Origin of the sequence: Melioribacter sulfuriphilus, from assembly GCF_051488685.1 — a bacterium.
GTDB lineage: Bacteria > Bacteroidota > Ignavibacteria > Ignavibacteriales > Melioribacteraceae > Melioribacter.
Genome location: NZ_JBPSEH010000019.1, coordinates 1 through 1871, shown reverse-complemented (window position 1 = coordinate 1871; position 1871 = coordinate 1). Strand labels below are relative to the sequence as shown.

The 1871-nt window shown below is 36.9% G+C and carries 1 protein-coding gene; it reads right to left on the bottom strand.

Features of this window, described 5'->3' with window-relative positions; genetic code table 11:
- Nucleotides 1-314: 314 nt before the first annotated feature.
- Nucleotides 315-1820, bottom strand: coding sequence for a S8 family serine peptidase (locus ACSSV9_RS14535; RefSeq protein WP_437347985.1), 1506 nt, complete (start codon nucleotides 1818-1820; stop codon nucleotides 315-317).
- Nucleotides 1821-1871: the final 51 nt, after the last annotated feature.

The window sequence follows — 1871 nt, the reverse complement described above, 5'->3', positions numbered from 1 at the left end:
GCGCCGGGGTTTTTAGAAAATTATTTTTTTTGCAGTACCTCCTTATTAATTTATGATTTTGCCATATAACGGCGTTGTTTTTAAGCCGCCGCCCAACACAGCAATGCTACTTAAAACACAAACGCCAATAATTTTATAAAAACTTTTCTATTGCAATCTACTTTAAAGAGCAACTAACTTATACAACGATACTTTATTACAATACAAATGCCGCAACGTTTAAAGCGGGCGGCTTGGAAAACGGGTTATACTTACGCCCTTAAAAATCGAAGGCAGAACTAAAAAATAATTCTGCCTTCATGGAATGAAAATTATCATTTAGTTAAAATCATCTTATTTGAGCTTCTATAATCACTTGTTGATAAAGCATATAGATATACGCCGCTTGCAAGATTATGTGCATCAAAAGTAACTTCATAATAACCGGATTCCTGCACTTCATCAACTAAGGTTCGAACTACCCTACCAGTAATATCAAATATTTTTAATGTTACAGGCGCTTTTTCCTTAATTTGATATTTGATGATTGTTGAAGGATTGAAAGGATTAGGATAGTTAGCTTCCAATTTTGTCTCTGTAATTATCTGACTATTAGTGTTATCAACCGATTCTTTTAGCAATGAAGACAGTGAGGGATAGCAGGTTTGTGTAGAAGAACCGGCAGCATTTGAAGCTGTACATGTCAGAGAAAACGGAGGTGCCATTATTTGATTGATGCCAGAATTTTTTAATAATAACAGTTCGTTTGTAACATAAGCTGTGTTACCACTAAAAGACACGCTAACCCATGTCGGTTTGTTTGCATAGCTCCATGAATATGTAATGTTTCCATTCCCTTGTGAAAGAACGGCTGTTACTGTACCGGTTTCGCCTGGCGGTATGGGCGAGGGTGACTGAACAAGAGATGAGATAACCGGAGCAATAAGTTGTTTGCCCAGTACAGTGTAATTCAAAGAAACATTAGAAACTGTTGTCGGGAACCAACCTATCCACTGACCAAGTGTATTCCATACTTCATAAACATACGTTCTTAAAGTAGCGCTGTTAGCATTTTGAGTACCTGGAACTAATTCACAAAATCCCATACTGAAGTTTGGACTTTCAAGTGACCAACCATTTGTTCCAACACCTCTGCCCCAAACATAATGATCGTACATTGGCATAAAAGTAACATATTTACGAACCTCATGTCGTTTGACAATATAAAGTCCATCAGCTAAACCGCTTGCACCATAAATTATTGTGGTATAAGAATCTGTAGAACTATAATCAGTACCACCTGATGCAGAAAGCTGCGAAAGTTGATACGGAGATTGTAAAAATTGCATTGCTTTATAAGCATTTACTCTGCCGGTTCCTAAATATTGATCCCAGCCAGGATAAGAGAAAGAATTTACATCATCGGTAGACAACCTAATTATTTGTTCGATATCATCATTATAAAGGTTTGAGTTATATCCTTTGAGCAATGAAGCCATGCCGGAAACATGGGGCGTTGCCATTGAAGTACCGCTCAGATATGCATAATCAGGATTTCGATAAGTTGAGTATACACTCACGCCTGGAGCAGAAACATCGATACCATTATTCACTTGAGAAAATGAAGCAACCTGATCCTGACTATTTGTTGCACCTACTGCTATTATGCCTTGACCAAAACCAGCCGGATAATATGTTTGACCAGGATAAGATTCTTGATAATTCCCATTTGCACACACTGCAACTCTATTCATTTTATAAGCATAGGCAAAGGCAAATCTTACAGTTGTCGAGTAGCGCGGACTGTAATTAGTATTAGAAACCTCTGAAAAATTATCCAGAATTTAAAAACTTTTTAATGAAAAGCGTTGTAAGAGAATAAACAAAAAAGA